General features: G+C 62.7%; 18 protein-coding genes. 10 read left to right on the top strand and 8 right to left on the bottom strand.

What is annotated here, in order from left to right; translation table 11 throughout:
• Window positions 1–162: 162 nt before the first annotated feature.
• From ROE7235_RS15840 to ROE7235_RS15820, 5 genes are read right to left on the bottom strand one after another with little or no spacing between them, the layout of a single operon-like run.
• A complete protein-coding gene (locus tag ROE7235_RS15840; protein WP_121096460.1) occupies window positions 163–1,314 on the bottom strand; it encodes an RsmB/NOP family class I SAM-dependent RNA methyltransferase in 1,152 nt (383 codons plus the stop codon).
• Window positions 1,315–1,323: 9 nt separating this feature from the next.
• Window positions 1,324–1,875, bottom strand: a complete 552-nt coding sequence (locus tag ROE7235_RS15835; protein WP_121096459.1) for a CvpA family protein — start codon at window positions 1,873–1,875, stop codon at window positions 1,324–1,326.
• 22 nt (window positions 1,876–1,897) lie between these two features.
• The gene (gene radA / locus ROE7235_RS15830; protein ID WP_121096458.1) at window positions 1,898–3,256 is read right to left on the bottom strand and encodes a DNA repair protein RadA; all 1,359 of its coding nucleotides are present in this window, start codon (window positions 3,254–3,256) and stop codon (window positions 1,898–1,900) included.
• A gap of 24 nt (window positions 3,257–3,280) precedes the next feature.
• Window positions 3,281–4,459: a cation diffusion facilitator family transporter gene (locus ROE7235_RS15825; RefSeq protein ID WP_121096457.1), complete on the bottom strand. Its 1,179-nt coding sequence runs from the start codon at window positions 4,457–4,459 to the stop codon at window positions 3,281–3,283.
• 45 nt (window positions 4,460–4,504) lie between these two features.
• On the bottom strand, window positions 4,505–5,407 hold the full coding sequence (locus ROE7235_RS15820; RefSeq protein WP_121096456.1) for a LysR family transcriptional regulator: 903 nt from the start codon (window positions 5,405–5,407) through the stop codon (window positions 4,505–4,507).
• A gap of 100 nt (window positions 5,408–5,507) precedes the next feature.
• Here ROE7235_RS15820 and ROE7235_RS15815 point away from each other — a divergent pair, with 100 nt between their 5' ends.
• Together ROE7235_RS15815 and ROE7235_RS15810 are read left to right on the top strand one after the other, a co-directional pair.
• On the top strand, window positions 5,508–6,731 hold the full coding sequence (locus ROE7235_RS15815; RefSeq protein WP_121096462.1) for an acyl-CoA dehydrogenase: 1,224 nt from the start codon (window positions 5,508–5,510) through the stop codon (window positions 6,729–6,731).
• Window positions 6,732–6,876: 145 nt separating this feature from the next.
• Complete coding sequence (locus ROE7235_RS15810) at window positions 6,877–8,268, top strand: aspartate aminotransferase family protein (RefSeq protein WP_121096461.1); 1,392 nt, start codon at window positions 6,877–6,879, stop codon at window positions 8,266–8,268.
• Window positions 8,269–8,396: 128 nt separating this feature from the next.
• On the opposite strand, the gene ROE7235_RS15805 is transcribed toward ROE7235_RS15810, so the two are convergent.
• On the bottom strand, window positions 8,397–9,050 hold the full coding sequence (locus ROE7235_RS15805) for a ribonuclease T2 family protein (protein WP_121096455.1): 654 nt from the start codon (window positions 9,048–9,050) through the stop codon (window positions 8,397–8,399).
• Window positions 9,051–9,201: 151 nt separating this feature from the next.
• Here ROE7235_RS15805 and ROE7235_RS15800 point away from each other — a divergent pair, with 151 nt between their 5' ends.
• The 6 genes from ROE7235_RS15800 to rfbA all read left to right on the top strand — a co-directional run bounded on the left by ROE7235_RS15800 (window position 9,202) and on the right by rfbA (window position 15,875).
• Window positions 9,202–9,984, top strand: coding sequence for a DUF1013 domain-containing protein (locus tag ROE7235_RS15800; RefSeq protein ID WP_121096454.1), 783 nt, complete (start codon window positions 9,202–9,204; stop codon window positions 9,982–9,984).
• 70 nt (window positions 9,985–10,054) lie between these two features.
• On the top strand, window positions 10,055–12,475 hold the full coding sequence (gene pheT / locus ROE7235_RS15795; RefSeq protein WP_121096453.1) for a phenylalanine--tRNA ligase subunit beta: 2,421 nt from the start codon (window positions 10,055–10,057) through the stop codon (window positions 12,473–12,475).
• Between the two features lie 75 nt (window positions 12,476–12,550).
• The gene (gene rfbC, locus ROE7235_RS15790; RefSeq protein WP_121096452.1) at window positions 12,551–13,108 is read left to right on the top strand and encodes a dTDP-4-dehydrorhamnose 3,5-epimerase; all 558 of its coding nucleotides are present in this window, start codon (window positions 12,551–12,553) and stop codon (window positions 13,106–13,108) included.
• Window positions 13,109–13,117: 9 nt separating this feature from the next.
• Window positions 13,118–14,161, top strand: a complete 1,044-nt coding sequence (rfbB, locus tag ROE7235_RS15785; protein ID WP_121096451.1) for a dTDP-glucose 4,6-dehydratase — start codon at window positions 13,118–13,120, stop codon at window positions 14,159–14,161.
• Complete coding sequence (rfbD, locus tag ROE7235_RS15780; protein ID WP_121096450.1) at window positions 14,158–15,006, top strand: dTDP-4-dehydrorhamnose reductase; 849 nt, start codon at window positions 14,158–14,160, stop codon at window positions 15,004–15,006. The genes rfbB and rfbD overlap by 4 nt, the downstream gene beginning before the upstream one ends.
• Window positions 15,003–15,875 (top strand): glucose-1-phosphate thymidylyltransferase RfbA, encoded by an 873-nt coding sequence (gene rfbA, locus ROE7235_RS15775; RefSeq protein ID WP_121096449.1) that lies wholly within the window; start codon window positions 15,003–15,005, stop codon window positions 15,873–15,875. Before rfbD ends, rfbA begins: the two co-directional genes overlap by 4 nt.
• A gap of 5 nt (window positions 15,876–15,880) precedes the next feature.
• Here the strand turns inward: rfbA and ROE7235_RS15770 are convergent, their stop codons facing one another.
• Window positions 15,881–16,786 carry a LysR family transcriptional regulator gene (locus tag ROE7235_RS15770; protein ID WP_121096448.1) on the bottom strand — a complete coding sequence of 302 codons (906 nt, stop codon included), beginning with the start codon at window positions 16,784–16,786 and terminating at the stop codon, window positions 15,881–15,883.
• Between the two features lie 115 nt (window positions 16,787–16,901).
• On the opposite strand from ROE7235_RS15770, the gene ROE7235_RS15765 reads away from it, so the two are divergent.
• Together ROE7235_RS15765 and ROE7235_RS15760 are read left to right on the top strand one after the other, a co-directional pair.
• On the top strand, window positions 16,902–17,714 hold the full coding sequence (locus ROE7235_RS15765; RefSeq protein WP_121096447.1) for a class II aldolase/adducin family protein: 813 nt from the start codon (window positions 16,902–16,904) through the stop codon (window positions 17,712–17,714).
• Between the two features lie 309 nt (window positions 17,715–18,023).
• Entirely contained in the window at window positions 18,024–18,530 is a 507-nt protein-coding gene (locus ROE7235_RS15760; protein WP_245963997.1) for a type II secretion system F family protein, read from the top strand.
• 166 nt (window positions 18,531–18,696) lie between these two features.
• Here ROE7235_RS15760 and ROE7235_RS15755 read toward each other — a convergent pair whose 3' ends face one another.
• Complete coding sequence (locus ROE7235_RS15755) at window positions 18,697–19,461, bottom strand: hypothetical protein (protein ID WP_147434241.1); 765 nt, start codon at window positions 19,459–19,461, stop codon at window positions 18,697–18,699.
• Window positions 19,462–19,598 lie beyond the last annotated feature (137 nt).

The raw sequence follows: 19,598 nt of genomic DNA, 5'->3' as shown, positions 1-19,598 counted from the left end.
CGCAAGCCTCAAGCTCGAGGCGGGCTGGTGAGGAAAGAAAGTCAGGGCGGATCATAAGCAATAGCTGAATCGTTCCAAACCCAGCAGTCAAGTCAACAAATTCGGCTTCTGCAGGACTCGGAGTATAACCGCGCTGTGGGTGCGCGCAATCTAAAGATGCAGTTAGATCGCCTTATGGATGAGTGATCCGAAGAACCCGTCACCGCCATCCAATGGCGTCAGGTTGAGAGTGTTGCTTGGGCTTCTGCCGCCGATCGTCGTGGCGAAACACGCCACGGCCAGATCGTTTTCCACATCCAGCAGAGAGCATGTCGCATAGGCAAGGCAGCCGCCGGGCCGCACATGTGCCCACGCTTTCGCAAGGATCTCTTGTTGCAATGTGCGAAGCTGTGCCAAGCGGTCCGGGGTCAGCGCCCATTTGCCTTCGGGCGCGCGCCGCCATGCGCCGCTGCCGGAACATGGCACATCTGCAAGAACGAGGTCGAAAACACCCTCGGGGCGGGCACAACACGCGATTTGCACGCCGGCGCGGGCTGCGCGCTCGGGCAGGTCTTTCATTCGGGCCGCGTCGGCGTCATGAGCGGTGACGTCTGCCCCGCGCGCGGCCATCGCCAGCGCCTTGCCACCGCCGCCCGCGCAATAGTCCAGCACCTTTGCGCCGGATATGTCGGGTAGCGCAGCGATCACAGCCTGCGAGGCGGCGTCCTGCAATTCGATCAACCCGTCGGCAAACGCAGCGGACTGGCGTACGCGCCGCGCTTGCGCCGTGACCTCCAACGCGGTGTTTGCCAGGGGCACGGGCCGGGTTTCGATCCCGTCTGCCGCGAGCAGGGCTGCGGCCTGCTCGCGTGTGGCGCGGGCCTCGTTCACCCGCAAGAACACCGGCGCACGATGCCGCATGGCCAAAAGCACCTGGTCAGTGTTGGCGCCCAAACTGCGGTCAAGCTCTGGCAGCAGCCAATCCGGGCAATCGAGCGCGACCGCACGCGGCATCGGGGCCGGATCGGGCATATCGTCTTGCGCAAGTTTGCGCGGGCCATAGCCTTCGCCCGTGAACAGCGTTTCCGGGTCGGTGCCCGCATCGCGCAACAGGCCCAGCACCAGCCCCCGCCCGTCGGTGCGGCCACCCAGATGCGCGAAGGACCGTTTGCAGCGGATGCAATCAAACACATGATCGCGGATTGCCGCGCGGTCTTTTGACCCGGCAAACCGGTGGCCGCGGGCCCAGTTGGTCAGGGCTTGTTCGGCGGGTTGCCGCGCAAGAATTCGGTCAAGGATCTCTATGGCCGATTGCAGCCTTGCGCCCGGCGTCATTCGCGCAGCCTAGCGGCAACCGGCGGTCAGTTGCTCATACCGCGCGACAAGCCAGTTGGGTGCGTCAGATGGCACGGCCTCATTCAGGTTGCCGGAAAGCTGGCTGAACACGGCCGCCGAGCGCGAATTTTCCACCATCTCTACCGAGCCGGGCGGCACAGCGCGGTCAAAGACCAGCAGTGCCACGGCGACCAGCAGAATGCCGCGCACAACCCCAAAGAAGAACCCCAAGCCCTGGTCAATGCCGCCCAGTGCCGAATTGCGAATGAAAGATGAAAACAGCGGCGTAAAGAGTGACGCCAGAACAAGCGCCAGCGCGAACACGGCGGCAAAGGCCGCGATCACGGTCAATTCGCAGCTATCGCCCAGAAAATCGCCCACATACGGGATTTCGCGGATCAGGGGCTGGGCGGCAGGGGCCAGCATGAAGGCAAGGACGGCGGCCACGATCCAGCCGATGATCGCCAGTGTTTCGCGCACGAAACCGCGCGAATAGGCCAGAATGCCCGACACGATGATAACAACGGCAACCCCGGCATCGACAAGTGTAAACGCGTCCATGACCTAACTCCTGTTTGGCGGGTCATCCCGCGCCGAATACTTGTCCAACAACCTGCGCCAAATCGGGCATCTGATTCAGCCGCATTCCGCCCAAGTCGATTGGTTTGGCAAGGCTTGGGCCGATAGCTGCGCTAAAACCAAGTTTTTGGGCTTCTTTCAACCTGTTTTCGGTCTGAACCACCGGACGCAATGCCCCGGACAGGCTGATTTCGCCAAAAACCACGGTTTCGGGCGGCAATGCATGATCTTCGCGCGCCGAGAGTAGCGCGCAGGCCAGTGCCAGATCGGCGGCGGGTTCCATGACCCGCATGCCGCCCGCGACGTTCAGGAACACGTCCATCCCGGCAAACGGAATGCCGCAGCGCGCTTCCAGCACGGCCATGACGGTGGACAGTCGTGCGCTGTCCAGCCCGACCACGGTGCGGCGCGGGGTGCCAAGTGGCGAGGGCGCGACAAGCGCTTGAATTTCGGTCAGAACGGGCCGTGTGCCCTCCATGCCGGCAAAAACAACCGAGCCGGGGGCGGGCGTGCCGCGTTCGGACAGGAACAGGGCCGAGGGGTTCGCCACCTCTGCCAACCCGCTGCCCGTCATCTCGAACACGCCAATTTCGTCTGCCGGGCCAAAGCGGTTCTTGACTGCGCGCAGGATGCGGAACTGGTGCCCGCGCTCGCCTTCGAAATAGAGCACCGTGTCGACCATGTGTTCGACCACGCGGGGGCCCGCGATCTGGCCCTCCTTGGTGACATGTCCGACGATCACCACCGACACGCCGCGCCGTTTGGCGAAGCTGACCAGCTCATGCGACGCCGCGCGCACCTGTGCAACGGACCCGGGCGCGCTGTCCACGGTATCCAGCCACATGGTCTGGATCGAATCGATCACCACAAGGTCGGGGCGTTCTGCGTCCAGCGTGGTCAGGATGTCGCGCAGATGGGTTTCGGCCCCAAGCTGCACCGGCGCATCCGACAGGCCCAGGCGGGCGGCGCGCAGCCGCACCTGCGCTGCTGCTTCCTCGCCAGAGATATACATGCAGCGTGCGCCCGCGCGGGCGAATGCCGCCGTGGCCTGCAACAAAAGCGTTGATTTGCCGATGCCCGGATCGCCGCCAACAAGGATGGCAGACGCCGCGACCAAGCCGCCGCCCAGCACGCGGTCCAGCTCGTTCATGCCAGAGGTCTGGCGCGGCGGAGGGGCCTCTGAATCTGCCAGTGACCCCAGCGTGATGGTCTTGCCCTTCATGGCGCGCGCGCCCGGGCCGCGCGACAGCGGCGCTTCCTCGACAATCGTGTTCCAGCCGCCGCATGCCTCGCATTGGCCCGCCCATTTGCGATGGGACGCGCCGCAGGCAGTGCATGTAAACTGGGCTTGGGCTTTGGCCATGATCGGGGTTATGGCTTGCGCGCTCTAGCCATGCAAGCCCGACGGAGCGTCCTTTGGCGGCGCGTCAACTTGCCCGCCAGAGTGCCGATGCAGGCTGAGTGCGCGCAATTCCGGCAGGGTCTGGCGCAAGGTAGCGGTCAACTCTGCTTCGGTGGCGGCATGATCGGCTGTGGCCTGCAGGCTGGCCAGAAGCTCAACATGCAACCCGTCTTGCAGATAGCCAAGCTGAACGCGCGCGACCTTGGCGACCATCGGGTGTGATTGTGCCAAAGTCAGGATCATACCTTCGATCTCGCCGCGCAAGGGCGCTTCGGTTGCGCCGAACCCGTCGAAATGGCCCGCCGGTTCGACATGGATGATCAGGTCTTCAAGCGCGTCGATTCGGTCCAAAGCATCGGCGCGCGCGGCTTCGGCGATGCGGTGGCCTTCGGTGACGGTGATATGCGGGTCCACCATGACGGACACATCTGCAACGGCACGCGCACCGTGCTGGCGCATGCGCAGGTCGCGCAGCCCTTCGACGCCCGGCGTGCGGGTCAGGCTGTCTTGCAGATCGGCGCGTAGCCCGTCGGGGGCTTGTGTGTCGACCAGTTCATCCACAGCGCCTTTGCCGAAATCCCATGCCACGCGGCCCAGCATGGCAGCAATGATGATGGCGGCAAGCGGGTCGCCCCAGCCCCAGCCAAGTTGCGCCGCGCCGACACCCGCCAGTGCGACGACAGAGGACAGCGCATCGGTCCTGTGGTGCCACGCATTGGCGATGATCATGCGCGAGCCGGTCTGCGCGCCAACCGCACTAGTGTAATGGTAAAGCGCTTCTTTCGCCACGATGGACAGCGCAATCACGGCAAGTGCCCAAAGGCCCGGCGCGCCGATCGTTCCGGCCAGAAGCCGCGCGCCCGCATCCCATGCAATGCCGACCCCCGTCAGCGCCAGCACCGCTGCCAAGGCCAGCGTGGCCAGTGTTTCGAACCGCCCGTGGCCGTAGGGATGGTCCGCGTCCGGCGCAAGCCCGGAATGACGCAGGGCCCATAGGACCAGCACGTCCGACACAAGGTCGGACAACGAATGCACCCCGTCCGCCACCAGCGCGGGGCTGGCCAGCGCCGCACCTGCCGTGATCTTGGCCACGGACAGCACGATATTGACCATGGCACCAACAAGCGTGACACGGGTTTTGGCGGTAGACTTGGGCGTGGTCATGAGGCGGCCTTATGCGCTGGCGTTCAAGCTTACCAAGCCAGTCTGTCAAGCGAAAGCCCCGTCGCCGCGCGTAACCTCTGTCAGCAGCCAGTCGCGAAAGGCCGCCGTGGCGGGGTTGGGCCGCGCGGATTTCGGCGTCATCAACCAATATCCCGCGCCATTGGCCCATGCAGGACCAAGTGGCAGCAGCTCGCCGCGCGCCATTTCCGGCTGGAACAGGAACCCCGGCAACAGCGCGACACCAAGGCCGGATATGCAGGCCTGACCCAAGGTCGAGAAGTGTTCAAAGACCATCTGCGGCGCGCCGTGGTCTGGCACGTCATGAGCTGCGCACCAATCGGCCCATTCACGCGGCCGCGACGCCAGCGCCAGCCGCGGGCGACGTGCGATCTGGGCCGGAGTTTCGGTCGCACCCGATGGAGCCGCACAGGGCAGCACGCGATCATCCATCAACAAGGTCGCATCGGCCCCCGGCCAATCCGGGCGGCCTGCATGAATTGCGGCGTCCAGCCCCTGCGCAGCAAGGTCTATCTGCCCGATCCGCGTTGCGAAATGCACCGTAATGTCCGGGTGGCGGCGCAAAAAGCGCGGCAGGCGCGGCATCAGCCAGCGGGTGCCGAAGGTGGGCAATATGGCCAGCGTCAACTGGTTGGGGCTGGACCGAAGCGCCAGCGCGGCGTGCCGCAACTGGCCCAAAGCCGCACGCACGGCGTTAGCGTAATCCGCGCCTTCCGGCGTGGGCACCACATCGCGCGGGCTGCGCTGCAAAAGAGCCACGCCAAGCTGACGCTCCAGCGCTGCGACCTGCCGCGACACAGCCGATTGCGTCAGCGACAGTTCCTGTGCTGCGGCGGTAAAGCTGCCAAGGCGGGCCACAGCCTCGAAGGCTTGCAGCGTCGGGGTGGCGGGCAGATCGCGGCGGGGCGCAGGGGAAGCGGGTTGCGGCATTAGTATTCCATTTTGGAATGGTAGCTTTCCGATATATCCATTTATTGTGAGCTCTATGCAAGATATACCATGCGAAACCAGTCTGACACCGGAGGATGCGATGCCGTTGGATAAGCCAACCCTGAAACCCAAAGACGCTGCCGAACTGGGGGCATTCACGTGGGATGACCCGCTTCGGCTGGAAGCCCAACTGTCTGAAGATGAGCGCATGCTGCGCGACGCGGCGCATGATTTTGCGCAAACCAAGCTGCAACCTCGCGTGATCGACGCCTACCGCGAAGAGACGGTTGCGCCAGAGTTGTTCCCCTTGATGGGGCAGGCAGGGTTGCTGGGTGCGACACTGCCCGAAGAGTATGGTGGGCTGGGGGCCAATTACGTCACCTACGGCCTGATCGCGCGCGAGATTGAGCGCGTCGATTCCGGCTATCGCAGCATGATGTCGGTGCAATCTTCGCTCGTGATTTACCCGATCTATGCCTATGGCTCGGAAGAGCAGCGGCAGAAATACCTGCCCGGCCTGTGTTCGGGCGACCTGATCGGCTGTTTCGGCCTGACAGAACCTGACGCCGGGTCTGACCCCGCCGGCATGAAGACCCGCGCCGAGAAAACTGCCAACGGCTACAAGCTAACCGGCGCGAAGATATGGATTTCCAACAGCCCCTTTGCCGATGTCTTCGTGGTCTGGGCCAAGTCCGACGCGCATGGCGGTCGCATTCGCGGGTTCATTCTGGAAAAGGGCATGACTGGGCTGAGTGCGCCCAAGATCGGCGGCAAGCTGAGCTTGCGCGCCTCGACCACCGGCGAGATCGTGATGGATGGGGTCGAGGTCGGCGAAGACGCGCTTTTACCCTATGTCGAAGGGCTGAAAGGCCCGTTCGGCTGCCTGAACCGCGCGCGCTACGGGATTGCTTGGGGTGTCATGGGCGCCGCCGAATTCTGCTGGCACGGCGCGCGACAATACGGGCTGGACCGCAAGCAGTTCGACAAGCCGCTGGCGGGCACGCAACTGTTCCAGAAGAAACTGGCCGATATGCAGACCGAAATCGCCTTGGGCCTGCAAGCCGCGCTACAGGTAGGACGCCTGATGGATACGGCGCAAGCCGCGCCGGAAATGATCAGCCTGATCAAACGCAACAATTGCGGCAAGGCGCTGGATGTTGCGCGGCAGGCCCGTGACATGCATGGCGGCAATGGCATTTCAGAGGAATATCAGGTCATGCGCCATATGGTGAACCTGGAAACGGTGAACACCTATGAGGGCACGCATGACGTGCATGCGCTGATCTTGGGGCGCGCGCAGACCGGGCTTCAGGCATTTTTCTAAGCGCCGCTTGGGCCGACACGTCGCGCCGCCGGGCTGTCGCCCGGCGGTGTGAGTATTTGGGGCAAGATGAAGTTGGAACGCGGCTTTGCTTGACCACCTTGGCGCGGCATCTATGCTGCGCGCGACCTCTTTTTCGGAGCATTTCATGCCTTTGACCAACACGCTTCCCACAGCGGACCTACAGGCGCTGGACGCAGCCCACCATATGCACCCGTTTACCGCGAACGGGGCCTTGGCGGAAAAGGGCGCGCGGATCATCACGCGCGCTGACGGCGTCCGGCTGACCGATAGCGAGGGCGTGGAACTGATTGACGGTATGGCCGGGCTGTGGTGCGTCAATATCGGCTATGGCCGCCATGAACTGGCAGAGGCCGCCGCGCGCCAGATGCGGGAATTGCCCTTTTACAACACGTTCTTCCAGACCAGCCATGTGCCGGCCATCACGCTTGCGGCCAAATTGGCAGAGCTGGCACCGGACAATCTGAACCATGTGTTCTTTGCCGGGTCCGGCTCTGAAGCGAATGACACCAATATTCGCCTTGTGCGCCAGTATTGGGCGTTGAAGGGGCAACCCGAGCGCCGCACAATCATCGCGCGTCGCAACGCCTATCACGGGTCCACGATGGGCGGCGGGTCTTTGGGTGGAATGGCCGCGATGCACGCGCAGGGCGGCATGCCGATCCCCGGTATCGTGCATATCGACCAGCCCTATTGGTGGGGCGAGGGGGGCGATACGACGCCGGAGGCGTTCGGGCTGGAGCGCGCAGGCCAGCTAGAGGCGAAAATTCTGGAGCTGGGGCCCGAAAACGTGGCCGCATTTATTGCGGAACCGGTGCAGGGCGCGGGCGGTGTCATCATCCCGCCCGAGAGCTACTGGCCCGAAGTGCAAAGGATTGTGGACCAGTATGGCATCCTTCTGATCGCAGACGAGGTGATTACCGGCTTCGGGCGGTTGGGCCATTGGTTCGGATCGCAAAGCTACGGCATTCGCCCGCATATCATGACGGTGGCCAAGGGGCTGTCCTCTGGCTATCAGCCGATTGGCGGTTCGATTGTCTGCGACGAAGTCGCACAGGTTGTCGCGCAGGATGAATTCAACCACGGCTATACCTATTCCGGCCATCCGGTCGCGGCGGCGGTTGCGCTGGAAAACCTGCGCATTCTGGCCGAAGAGCGGATTGTAGACCGCGTGCGCGAGACCACAGCGCCCTATCTTGCGCAGGCTTGGAGCAGCCTGTCCGACCATCCGCTTGTCGGAGAGGCGGTCAGTCGCGGGTTGATGGCAAGCCTTGCACTGACGCCTGACAAGGCCAGCCGCGCGGGCTTTGCCATGGAGCCCGGGACCGCAGGATATATCTGCCGCGAGTATTGTTTTGCCAACAACCTGGTGATGCGCCATGTGGGCGACCGGATGATTATTGCACCACCGTTGGTCATCACGAATGTCGATATCGACATGCTTATCGACCGCGCTCGCCGTGCGCTGGACCAGACCTTGGCGCATTTGCACCGCGACGGGTTGATGATGGCGCGCTAGGGGCAGCGCAAGCGGTCAGTTGAACATCGCGGTTTGCCCGCGATTAAGGCAGATGGCGAACCCGGGGCGTTTTAGACAAGCGCCGACCGCAAGATGACTTGGCCTATGCCGGCGGCAGCGTGCCGCGACTATCGCGGTGGCAAGGTGACTTGGCGCGCACGGCACACGCGTTCCAAGACATCCGGGGTGCAGTCGCGCGGGGCCATGTCAGATGTCAGGCACAGGCGCAATTCCTGCAAATTTCCGTCGCGACAGGTGGCGATCACCATATCCGCGCCGAATTCCGGATTGGCGTTGCGAAAGGCGCTTTCAATCGCGTCCGGCGCCGCGCGGGTCGCGCGGTTGATGTCGGTCAGCGCATCGGGCCAGCGCAATCGCTCGAACGCGGCGCGGGTATTGTCGAAATACGTCTCGGCGCTCATTCCGCTGCATCGGCCGTGCTTTTTCCACTGATACCATGCCAGACCGCCATCGCCCATGATATCGGCCATTGCGCGTGTTTGCGCGCGGCTGGGGTCGCGCGCGTCGGTTTCGCAAAATTCGGGCCAACCGCCTGCAGCAAATTGCGGCCATAACCCGTGCACCTGCCATCCCGTGCCATTGGCGCATTGGGGGGCATCGCGCGCCTCGCCTTCGGCTTCGCACCAGCTTGGTGCCCAACTGAGCGCCAACAGGAAATAATCGCCCCGCTCGGAACTGTCGGCTTGTTCGCCTATCAGGTAAAAACCGGCCATGACAAGCACCGCCAGCGCGCCCAATCCCTTGCGTAACAGGTGTTGCATTTGCCCTTCCCCTTGCAGTCCGACTTGGCTATAACCCGATCATCCCCCGATAGCGAGGAGAGGCAGGGTCCCCTGCAGCCGGTTCCCGGCACATGATAACCCATGCGCGCGCGTCAAGCGTGCCGCCACACCAGATACAGGAGCGCCGCTCATGTCGAAACCGCTTATGGCCAAGGCCACCGCCGTGTGGCTGGTGGACAACACCACGCTCAGCTTCAAACAGATTGCCGATTTCTGCGGTCTGCACGAGTTGGAAGTGCAGGGCATTGCCGATGGCGATGTTGCGGGTGGCGTGAAGGGCTTTGACCCCGTCGCCAACAACCAGCTTGACGCCATCGAAATTGAGCGCGGCGAGAAAGACCCCCGCTACGCGCTGAAGCTGAAATACAACCCTGCCGCCGAGGGCGAGGAAAAACGCCGAGGCCCGCGCTATACGCCTTTGTCCAAGCGGCAGGATCGTCCGGCCTCTATCTTGTGGCTGGTCAAGTTCCACCCGGAATTGGCCGATGCGCAGATCCGCCGCCTTGTCGGCACGACGAATTCCACGATTGCCGCGATCCGCGAGCGCACGCATTGGAATATTTCCAATCTGCAACCGATCGACCCGGTTGCGCTTGGCCTGTGCCGCCAGTCGGAGCTGGACAAGGAAGTTCAGAAAGCTGCCGACAAGCAGGCGAAAGAGGGTCGTGTCATGTCCGATGACGAACGCCGCAAGCTGGTCTCGACCGAACAGTCGCTGGAGATGGACGCAGACTCGAAAATGCCCGCAGGCATTGCAGAGCTTGAGAACTTCTCTGTCAGCGACATGAAAACCGAGGAAGAAGAAGACCAGAAATCTTCGGCGGATTATTCGGATGCCGACAGCTTCTTCAACCTGCCCGAGGACGAGGATGACGACAAGGCCGAGGACACTGACGACAGCGCATCGCGCTGAGCAGCTTTTCCCCGCCCCCGTTTCGCGCTAGGCGGAGGCGGTAACAGACCAACAGGCCGGAGACGGACACATGAAATTCACCATGTCTTGGTTGAAGGACCATCTGGACACCACCGCCACACTGGATGACGTGCTATATGCGCTGACCGATCTGGGGCTGGAAGTGGAGGGCGTGAGTGATCCCGCCGCCAGCCTGGGCGCGTTTACCATCGCGCGGGTGATAGAGGCCGTGCAGCACCCCGATGCCGACCGCTTGCGTCTGTGCCGTGTCGAAGCATGGCCGAACGGCCCCGACAGCCCCTCGGAAGAGGTTCAGGTCGTCTGCGGCGCACCGAATGCGCGCACCGGTCTGGTGGGTGTCTTTGCCCCCGTGGGCACGCATGTGCCGGGCACGGGTGTGGACCTGAAACCGGGGGTCATTCGCGGTCAGGCCAGCAACGGCATGCTGTGTTCTGAACGCGAGTTGGAATTGTCCGAAGACCACGACGGGATCATCGACCTGCCTGCCGATGCGCCTTTGGGCGCGCGCTACATTGATTACGCAGGTGCGAACGACCCGGTCATCGAAATCGCGATCACGCCCAACCGCCCGGATGCGCTGGGCGTGCGCGGCATCGCCCGCGATCTGGCGGCGCGCGGTCTTGGCACGTTGAAGCCCTTGGACGTAGAGCCGGTGACGGGCGAATTTCGCTGCCCCATCGGCGTGCAGATTGCGCCGGAACTGATCGAAAAGGGCTGCCCGTTTTTTGCCGGTCGCCTTGTGCGCGGTGTCCAAAACGGGCCATCGCCCGACTGGCTGCAAAAGCGCCTGCGTGCGATTGGGCTGCGGCCCATCTCGGCGCTGGTGGATATTACCAATTTTTTCACGTTCGATCTGAACCGCCCGTTGCACGTGTTCGATGCGGCCAAGGTTTCGGGCGATTTGCGCGTTCATCCCGCTCAGGGCGGCGAAGGGATCGTCGCTTTGGATGACAAGACCTACACGCTTGGCGCGGGCCAGATGGTCATTTCCGACGACCACGGACCAGAAAGCATTGCCGGCGTTATGGGCGGCGCGGCCTCTGGCTGTTCCGAGGAGACCGTCGATGTCTTCATCGAGTCGGCCTATTGGGATCCGATTACGATCGCCGCCACGGGCCGCGCACTGAAGATCAATTCGGACGCGCGCTACCGGTTCGAGCGGGGCGTGGACCCTGCGTTCACGCGCGATGGGCTGGAACTGGCGACCCGTATGGTGCTGGACCTGTGCGGCGGCGCGGCGTCCGAAGTCGTTTTCGACGGTGCGGTGCCCGACACCACCCGCAGCTACACGTTCGACCCTGCGCGCGTTGGCTCGTTGGTCGGCATGGACATTCCCGAAGCAGAGCAGCGTGCAACGCTGGAAGCGCTGGGCTTCACGCTGGATGGGGCCATGGCCACACCGCCCAGCTGGCGGCCCGACGTGCTCGGTTCGGCAGATTTGATTGAGGAAATTGCGCGTGTCGCGTCCTTGACCAAGCTGGAAGGCAAGCCCCTGCCGCGCCCGCAAGCGGGTGTGCCGCGCGCCATTCTGACACCGCTGCAAACCCGCGAGCGTGCTGCGCGGCGGATGCTGGCCGGGTTGGGCTATAACGAATGCGTCACCTATAGCTTCATTGACGGCGATAGTGCCGCGCTGTTCGGTGGTGGCGCGGATGCCACGCGCCTGCAAAACCCGATCAGTTCGGAAATGACCCATATGCGCCCCGACCTTTTGCCGGGGCTGTTGCAAGCGGCAGCGCGCAATCAGGCCCGTGGCGCAATGGACTTGGCCTTGTTCGAGGTTGGACCCGCCTTCTCTGGTGGCGAACCGGGCGAACAGCATATGCAGGCCGCCGCAATTCTGGTCGGGGCGAATGCAGACCGCGACCCGCATGGCAGCCGCCGCGCGGTCGACCTGTATGACGCCAAGGCCGATGCCGAGGCCGTTCTGTCGGCCATCGGCGCGCCCGCAAAATTCCAGATCAACCGCAATCTGCCGGGGTGGTTCCATCCGGGGCGCGCGGGCATTATTTCGCTGGGCCCGAAATTGCCCATGGCGATGTTCGGAGAGGTGCACCCGCGCATCATCCGCCATTACGGCTTGAAAGGCGCGGTTATGGCGCTGACCGTGTTGGTGGAAAACCCGCCCCAGCCCAAAGCCCGCAAGACCGCGCGCGGTGCATTGTCGGGCAATCGCCTGCAGTCGGTCGAACGCGATTTCGCTTTCGTGCTGGATGCGGGCGTAGAGGCCGCGCAAGTGGTCAATGCCGCGATGGGCGCCGATAAGGCGTTGATCGCCGATGTGCAGGTCTTCGACGAGTTTGCTGGCGACAAAGCCGCCGCACAGCTTGGCGAGGGGCGCAAATCGCTGGCCATCGCGGTGCGTTTGCAGCCCGGCGCGCGCACTTTGACCGACGAAGAGATTGACGCGGTGGGCGAAAAACTGGTGGCGAAGGTTACGAAAGCAACAGGCGGCACGCTGCGCGGCTAGAGGGGCGCTTCTAGCTCTCGACATACGGGGTGGTCGGCATTAGCAAAGTGCCAATCCAGTTTGCCAGAGGCCCCCATGACCGAGATCACCGCAACCGCACTGCCAGAGGTCAAGGTCATAACCCCGCGCCGCTTTGGTGATGCGCGGGGCTGGTTCAGCGAAAGCTGGAACCGCAAGACCTTGCGCGCCGCAGGTCTGGACCTGCCGGAATTCGTGCAGGACAACCATTCGATGTCGGCAGAGGTCGGCACGTTGCGGGGGCTGCATTTTCAAAGCCCACCCCACGCACAGGGTAAACTTGTACGCTGCGCCCGAGGGGCGATGCGGGATGTCGCAGTCGATGCGCGGCGCGGCTCTCCGCGCTACGGGAAGTGGGTGGCAGAAGAGTTGACCGAGGAAAACGGGCGCCAGCTTTGGGTGCCCCCCGGTTTTTTGCACGGCTTCGTCACGCTTTTGCGAGATACCGAGATTAACTACAAATGCACCGATCATTACGCGCCGGAATGCGATGGCGCGGTGTTGTGGAACAGTCTGGGTATTGATTGGGGTGTTGAAGCCCCGGTCCTGTCCGACAAGGATGCCGCCGCGACGCCCTTTGACGCATTCGAGACGCCATTTGAGTATGAAGGGTAATCGCGGGTCATGAAGCTATTGGTAACAGGTGGCGCGGGGTTCATCGGCTCTGCGGTGGTGCGCCAAGCGGTCGCGCGCGGCTTTGACGTGGTCAATCTGGATGCGCTGACCTACGCGGCCTGTCTGGACAATGTCTCCACTGTGTCGGACAGCCCGCTTTACAGCTTTGAGCAGGCCGATATCCGTGACCGCGCGGCGATTGACCGCATTCTGGCGCAACACCGGCCCGACGCGATCATGCATCTGGCGGCCGAGTCCCATGTGGACCGCTCGATCGATGGGCCGGGGACGTTTATCGACACCAATATCACCGGCACCTACACGCTTCTGGAAGCGGCCCGCGCCTATTGGGTGGCGAAGGGCCGCCCCGAAAGTTTCCGCTTTCACCACATCAGCACGGATGAAGTGTTCGGCTCGCTGGGCCCCGAGGGCCAGTTCACCGAAGAGACCTCTTACGACCCGCGCAGCCCCTATTCGGCCAGCAAGGCGGCGAGCGACCATCTGGTGCAGGCTTGGCATCATACCTACGGTTTGCCGGTGGTGCTGACAAACTGCTCGAACAATTATGGTCCCTACCATTTCCCCGAAAAGCTGATCCCGGTCATCATCCTGAACGCGCTGGCAGGCAAGCCGCTGCCGATTTATGGCGACGGGTCCAACGTACGCGACTGGCTGTATGTGGAGGACCACGCCGATGCGCTGCTACTCGTAGTGCAGAAAGGCGCGCTGGGGCGCAGCTACAATATCGGCGGCGAGAACGAGCGCAGCAACCTGCAACTGGTGCAGACGCTGTGTTCGATACTTGATGAATTGCGTCCCAAACCGCAGGGCAGCTACAGCGACCAGATCACTTTTGTGCCCGACCGCCCCGGCCATGATGCGCGCTACGCCATCGACCCGACACGCATCCGCGAGGAATTGGGCTGGCGCCCGTCCGTGACAGTGGAACAAGGGCTGGCCCGCACTGTGGAATGGTATCTGGCCAATGAGGATTGGTGGCGCGCGCTGCAAAACCGCGCAGGCGTCGGTGAACGGCTTGGGGTCACGGCATGATCCTTGTGTTCGGGAAGACTGGTCAGGTGGCGACAGAGATCGCTCGACAAGCGCAAGATGCGCAATGCGTGGGCCGTGACCGTGCCGATCTGGCCGATCCGGAGGCGTGTCGCGATCTAATCCTGGATATGGAACCGGCAGGGATTATCAATGCCGCTGCCTACACGGCGGTGGACCGTGCCGAAGACGACGAGGAACTGGCAACCCGCATCAACGGCGACGCCCCTGCTGCGATGGCGCAAGCAGCCGCGCGGTTGGGCATCCCGTTGGTTCATATCTCGACCGATTATGTCTTTGACGGCTCGGGCACGCAGCCCTTTGCACCGGGCCACGCAACTGCGCCGCTGGGTGCCTACGGGCGGTCAAAACTGCTTGGTGAGCAGGGTGTGTCTGCCGCCGGTGGCACCACGGCCATCCTGCGCACCTCTTGGGTGTTTTCGGCCCATGGCACCAATTTTCTGAAAACCATGCGTCGTTTGGGCGGCGAGCGTGCAGAGTTGAACGTCGTGGCTGACCAGATCGGCGGGCCAACGCCTGCGCGTGACATTGCGGCGGCTTGCCTGACCATGTTGCACGGGTTGCGCGCCGACCCGTCGAAGGCGGGCATCTACCATTTCGCGGGCGCGCCCGATTCAAGCTGGGCGGATTTCGCGCGCGAGATCATGGCCCAGGCTGGGTTGGATTGCACTGTGCATGATATCCCGACCAGTGCCTATCCGACCCCGGCGCGCCGCCCGCTGAATTCCCGACTTGATTGCACGACACTGGACCGGTTCGGCCTGACCCGCCCTGACTGGCGCGCCGGTGTTGCGCATGTATTGGCAGAGCTTGGAGCACAGACATGACCAACCGCAAGGGCATTATTCTGGCCGGTGGCACAGGTTCTCGGTTGTGGCCGATTACGCAAGGCGTGTCGAAACAGCTTATGCCCGTCTATGACAAGCCGATGATCTATTATCCACTGTCAGTGCTGATGTTGGCCGGAATCCGCGAGATCGCGATGATCACGACATCCGAGGATCAGGCGCAGTTTCAGCGACTGTTGGGCGATGGCAGCCAGTGGGGGATCACGCTGGAATGGATCGTGCAGCCCAAGCCCGAAGGGCTGGCGCAGGCATATGTTCTGGCAGAGTCGTTTCTGGACGGGTGCGCGTCTGCCATGGTGCTGGGGGACAATATTTTTTACGGGCACGGGCTGCCCACGCAGATGGCGCAGGCCGATGTGCGCGCCGGCGGCACCGTATTCGGCTACCGCGTCAGCGACCCGGAACGCTACGGCGTTGTCGATTTCGCGCCGGACGGGACGGTGAAAGAGATTGTAGAGAAACCTGCCAAAGCGCCGTCCAACTATGCGGTGACGGGGCTTTATTTTCTGGACGAAACCGCGCCCGCCCGCGCCGCCGCCGTGCAACCGTCGGCGCGCGGAGAGCTGGAGATTGCCGATCTGCTGGAATCCTACCGCCATGACGGCGCGCTGAATGTCGAACTGATGGGGCGCGGCTACGCGTGGTTGGACACTGGAACGCATGGAAGCCTGCTGGATGCGGGTAACTTTGTGCGCACATTGCAGGACCGCCAGGGCACTCAGGTCGGTTGCCCCGAAGAGATTGCCTTTGAACAAGGCTGGCTGACTGTCGAAGGTCTGGAAGCGCGCGCGGCGATTTACGCAAAGACCGGCTATGGCGCCTATCTGCTGGGGTTGATCCCGCGTTAGGATGCTTACCAGTCGGGGGCGCTGAACTGCCCGATAAGGAAATCCAGCATCGCGCGCAAGCGCGGTTGCAGATTGCGGCCCGGCAGGAAAACTGCGTGGAACGCCGCGTCGTCTTGTGCCGTGTGATCCTCTAGCAGCGGCACAAGTTCGCCCCGTGCGATGGCCGGTTTGGCCAGATGTTCGGCGCAGCGCATGATGCCCACGCCGTTCACGCACATCTGAAACAGCACCAGCCCTGCATTGCTGCGAAAACGGCCCGTTGCCTCGAACCGTTCGGGGCCTTGGGGGGGGGTGAAATCCCACTGGTTCAAATGCGCGCGCGCGCCGTCCCAGCACAGGCATGGAAAGCGGGCCAGATCGGCGGGCGTATCGGGGCGGCCATGGTGCGCAACCAGCGCAGGCGCGGCCACCACGATGCGGCGCAGGCCGCAGAGCCGTCGCGCACGAAGGCTGGAATCGGTCAGTGTGCCCATGCGCACGGCCAGGTCGATGCGGTCCTCGACAAGGTTCACACTGTCGTCGGTCAGGACAAGGTCCAGTTCCAGCTTCGGGTGCTGCGCCAGGAATTCCGGCAATAGCGGCGAGATGCGGTCCAGCCCAAAGGCCAGCGGTGCCGACACACGCAGGGTGCCTGCGACCTGCTCCGCGCTGGTCTGCAAGGCGGCTTCCGCTTGTTCAACGCCGTCAATCGCGCTTCGGCAGCCGTCCAGATAAAGCTGTCCTTCTGCCGTCAGCGCATGGCCGCGCGTGGTCCGGTGCAGCAAGCTGACGCCCAGCCGGTCTTCCAGCCGCGCGATGGTCTGGCTGACAAAGGGCTGGCTGACGCCAAGCGCCTGCGCTGCCGCTGTGAACCCGCCTGTTTCGGCCACGGCGGAAAATACCCGCATGGCCAGCAATCGGTCGTCTTTCATGCGCGTCCCCTCGTGGCGGCGATAAGTGTCATTGCGGATGTATCATTGACCCGTTGCCGCCATGCCAATGATACTGTCGGAATAATTTTCGCCAACCCATCCGAAAGGGGCTGTCATGCTTGACCTTGGAAACCGTGTCTCGATCTACCAACCCGAGCAGGAAGGGCTGATCTTCCCTGAATTGCCGGAATTCGCCTCTGTCGAGGACGAGCGCCGCCACCGCAAGGAACGCTTGGTGGCAAGCTGTCGCGCCTTTGCACAGGCTGGGTTCGATTATGGGTTCGCAGGCCATCTGACCGTGCGCGACCCCGAGCACCCGGACCTGTATTGGACCAACCCGATGTGCGTCCATTTTGCCAAGGTGAAGATGTCGAACCTGATCCTTGTGGACCATGACGGCAAGGTGATCGAGGGCAACTACGCCGTGAACCGTGCAGGGTTCGTGTTGCACGCCAATGTGCATGACGAACACCCCGACATCATTTCGATGTGCCATGCCCACACTGTTTACGGCACCGCATGGTGCGCGACCGGACGCCCGATAGAGCCCATCACCCAGGATGCATGCGCGTTCTTCGAGGATCATGTGATTATCGGCGACGAGGCCGGTGCGGTCGCGGTGGAAAACCACGCGGGCAGTAATGTGGCCAAGGCGTTCAAGGGCGTGAAAGCGGCGCTGCACCAGAATCACGGGCTGCTGACGGCCAGCCGCCACAGCATAGAATCGGCGGCCTTCTGGTTCATGGCGTTGGAACGGTGCTGCCAGCAACAGCTTGATATTGCCGCGTCGGGTATTCAGCCGACCTATATTCCGGCTGACCGCGCGCGGTATTCGCGCGAGCATGTGGGCAGCGACTATATCGGGTGGCTACATTTCCAGACCATCTGGAACCAGTTGGTCGAAGACCAGCCCGATATGTTTGACTGACGGTCGCCATGACGCGAAGGGAGGAGAAGTTTCCCTTTGCCGCCCCTGTTGGAATGAGCGTGCGCAAGGTCAGGCCCGACCGGGCTGGCGTGCTCGGCGACGTGGAAGCCAGCTTGGAAAAACAGGAAATGATGGAGATACACATCCACATGCCAAGGTTGCACAGGCTCAATTTCGACGTCAAGGAAGGCAATATCACCGTCATGATGGGCTTGTCGGGCTCGGGCAAGTCACCCCTGATTTTGTCACCTGAACTGACTGATCCGACCCACAGATGGAGCATCCATTGTATCCTGCGCGGCCGTCAAGGTGCGACATGTAAAGGGGCGGATCCGCGATCTTGCCGACCGGGCGTTGCTGCGTCTGCCGGTTGTCGGACGGTTGATCCGGCTTTCCGCGGCGTTGCAATATCTGCAGACGCTCGCACTTGTGATATCCAGCCGCCAGACGGCGCTGGATGCTGTGGCAAACGCTGCTCGGGTTCTGGCGCAACAGCATTTCAGGGCCGAGGCCGGGCAGGTCACGCAGGCGATCCAGCGTGGGGAGAGCTTGAGCATGGCAATGCGGCATCTGTCCATGATCCCGCCGGTCTGTCGTCAGCTTATCAGCGCCGGGGAGCAATCGGCGCGCGTGGGCAAAATGACCGACAGAGCGGCGCGATTGGTGGATTCCTGGCTCGAGAATGACCGCAAGCGCATTGCAGCGCTGCTTGACCCGTTGCTCATGATGGTTGTCGGCGGTTTCGTTCTTGTGGTGGTGCTGGCGATCTTGCTGCCCATTTTCGATCTTCAGTCGATGGTTTCGACCCGCCCCTAAACGCGCGCGGCGATCGCGGCCCGGTTGGTTGGGCGACCAGCAATGTGGAAAAGCACCCAAATATGCCAAGAGCCGCGAACCGTTTCACGCGCGCCGCCACATGAACACCACCCGGCCAAGTGCCACGCGGCCAAGGTCAACGGGGCGCGGTGCCCAAATGCGCGGCTCAATTCTCGCGCGACATCGGCGCTCTGTCCGGCTGCACGGCATACCCCACCGATGCTTCCAGGGCATGATCAAGCTGCGACCGTATATATTCAATATTGTGCGGCAGCCGGTCTATGGCATGGGCGCGCCGCGTCTCGGTCACGGGGCGTCTCTCAAAGATGTAGTCCGGTGTCTTGAACGGGCGTTTTTCCGTCAGGCCGAAACCCGCAGCAATCCGGCTCGCGTAGCCCTGCGGATCACGCTGGAACACTTCGTGCCGCATAATCGCGATATTGACGCCGCGGTTCAACAGGCCCAACCAACTGCGCATCTTGACCGTTCGCATCTCGAACACAGTCCGGTAGGTTCGCCCCTCTATGATGTGGCGATCCGGCTGAAGCACCTGGTTTTTATACAGACGCGGCTCCAACCCGTGCGGTTCCGGCGCGTTCATGACCGACAGCCAGGGTGCGCGGATGAAGGTATCGAAATCGTATGACCTGACCTCCTCGTTGGCATGGTAGGGTTTGGCATACATGCTGACGCACCAATCGAACGCATCCCGCAACGACACGACAAAAAGACTGCGCGCACTTGCGGCAAAAAACGACGGGGCACCGTGCTTCCAGCCATAGGCCTTGGTCGGCCGCAGCCCATAGACATCGCGTATGACCTTTTTGTTCACATTCGTTCCCGAAGAGCGTTCCCCGTAGACAACAAACTCTTCTATCGGGGCAGCGGTCGCGCGGTGGCAGAGAAATCCATCGGTTTCCAAATCAGACAACAAGATATCATGGACCTGTCACGGTTTGATGCCGCCCCTTTGATAGCATTTACTGCAGCAAAGGAGATGAACTATGGGACTGAAACGGACGGACGAATTTCGCCAAGATGCGGTGCGTATCGCGCTGACCAGCGGGC

Source organism: Roseinatronobacter ekhonensis (assembly GCF_900499075.1).
Taxonomy (GTDB): domain Bacteria; phylum Pseudomonadota; class Alphaproteobacteria; order Rhodobacterales; family Rhodobacteraceae; genus Roseinatronobacter; species Roseinatronobacter ekhonensis.
Note: the sequence above shows the minus strand (reverse complement) of the source record. Positions and strands in the feature narration are given on the sequence as shown.

Coding starts and splice junctions, on each gene's coding strand:
- rfbA (WP_121096449.1), top strand. CDS start 15,003: ATGACCAACCGCAAGGGCATTATTCTGGCCGGTGGCACAGGTTCTCGG.
- rfbC (WP_121096452.1), top strand. CDS start 12,551: ATGACCGAGATCACCGCAACCGCACTGCCAGAGGTCAAGGTCATAACC.
- radA (WP_121096458.1), bottom strand. CDS start 3,256: ATGGCCAAAGCCCAAGCCCAGTTTACATGCACTGCCTGCGGCGCGTCC.
- ROE7235_RS15765 (WP_121096447.1), top strand. CDS start 16,902: ATGCTTGACCTTGGAAACCGTGTCTCGATCTACCAACCCGAGCAGGAA.
- ROE7235_RS15805 (WP_121096455.1), bottom strand. CDS start 9,050: ATGCAACACCTGTTACGCAAGGGATTGGGCGCGCTGGCGGTGCTTGTC.
- ROE7235_RS15820 (WP_121096456.1), bottom strand. CDS start 5,407: ATGCCGCAACCCGCTTCCCCTGCGCCCCGCCGCGATCTGCCCGCCACC.
- ROE7235_RS15835 (WP_121096459.1), bottom strand. CDS start 1,875: ATGGACGCGTTTACACTTGTCGATGCCGGGGTTGCCGTTGTTATCATC.
- ROE7235_RS15770 (WP_121096448.1), bottom strand. CDS start 16,786: ATGAAAGACGACCGATTGCTGGCCATGCGGGTATTTTCCGCCGTGGCC.
- ROE7235_RS15810 (WP_121096461.1), top strand. CDS start 6,877: ATGCCTTTGACCAACACGCTTCCCACAGCGGACCTACAGGCGCTGGAC.
- ROE7235_RS15800 (WP_121096454.1), top strand. CDS start 9,202: ATGTCGAAACCGCTTATGGCCAAGGCCACCGCCGTGTGGCTGGTGGAC.
- rfbD (WP_121096450.1), top strand. CDS start 14,158: ATGATCCTTGTGTTCGGGAAGACTGGTCAGGTGGCGACAGAGATCGCT.
- rfbB (WP_121096451.1), top strand. CDS start 13,118: ATGAAGCTATTGGTAACAGGTGGCGCGGGGTTCATCGGCTCTGCGGTG.
- ROE7235_RS15840 (WP_121096460.1), bottom strand. CDS start 1,314: ATGACGCCGGGCGCAAGGCTGCAATCGGCCATAGAGATCCTTGACCGA.
- ROE7235_RS15815 (WP_121096462.1), top strand. CDS start 5,508: ATGCCGTTGGATAAGCCAACCCTGAAACCCAAAGACGCTGCCGAACTG.
- ROE7235_RS15825 (WP_121096457.1), bottom strand. CDS start 4,459: ATGACCACGCCCAAGTCTACCGCCAAAACCCGTGTCACGCTTGTTGGT.
- pheT (WP_121096453.1), top strand. CDS start 10,055: ATGAAATTCACCATGTCTTGGTTGAAGGACCATCTGGACACCACCGCC.